The sequence below is a fragment of the Actinomadura rugatobispora genome, from assembly GCF_042656285.1.
Classification (GTDB): domain Bacteria; phylum Actinomycetota; class Actinomycetes; order Streptosporangiales; family Streptosporangiaceae; genus Spirillospora; species Spirillospora rugatobispora.
In genome coordinates this window covers 1-831 of the sequence record NZ_JBHSON010000261.1, presented here as the reverse complement: position 1 = coordinate 831, position 831 = coordinate 1, and the positions used below count along the sequence as shown (strand labels likewise).

Here is an 831-nt window from a genome sequence, read left to right as displayed (position 1 = left end):
CGGGCGGCGGGCGCCCGCCGCCGGCGCGGCCAGCCTGGAGCTGCGCCCGGTGCTGGACGCGCCGCGCCGCCCGGCCCGGGTGATCGCCGCCTTCCCGTCGGCGGTCTACCTGGAGACCCGCGGCGGTCCCGAGCCGCGGGTGGTGGCGGTGGTCAGCTCCGACGCGGTGCGGCTGCCGAACGCGGTCGTGGTGGTGGCGACCTGCCGGGAGCGGCCGTTCCGGACCGTCCGGGAGGGCGGCGAGGCCTGGACCGGCGACGGCCGGGTGGAGGCCGAGGGACTCGACGTGAAGGTCCGGCGCTGGTGGGACCCGGCCCCCGCGCTCGGCACGGTCACGCCCGCGGCGCTCGCGCGCGGCGTGCGGGCCCTGGAGTCGGCGCTGCGGGAGGCGGGCGAATCGGCCGTAGGCGGCCTGGCGGGCCACCCCGACCCGCTGCGGCTGGCCGAGCGCTGCGCCGCCGGCGACCTGGCCGGCACGGTGGAGGCCGCCGAGCGGATCGTGGGCCTGGGCCCGGGGCTGACGCCCAGCGGGGACGACATCCTGTCCGGGCTGCTGGTGTCGCTGCGCCTGGTCGGCGGCGCGCTGGGGCCGGGCGGCCCCCGCGGCGCCGCCCGTGCCGCCGCCCGCGAGGTCGGCCGCGGGCACGGCTCACGGGCCGTGTGGATGGCCGACTGGCTGGGCGCGGCCGTCACGGCGGACGCGTGCACCCGTACCACCGCGCTGGCGGCGTCGCTGCTGCACTGCGCGGCGTCCGGCGCGGCCGGGGCCGAGGTCGCCGCCGTGCTGCGCGCGGTCGCCGGGCACGAGCCCGCCGCGCCCGCGGTGCGGCG

1 protein-coding gene is annotated in these 831 nt (G+C 82.3%); it reads left to right on the top strand.

From position 1 onward, the window contains the following. Positions 1 to 831: oxamate carbamoyltransferase subunit AllH family protein (locus tag ACFPZN_RS56225; protein ID WP_378293656.1), on the top strand; the 831-nt coding region annotated here is incomplete at both ends.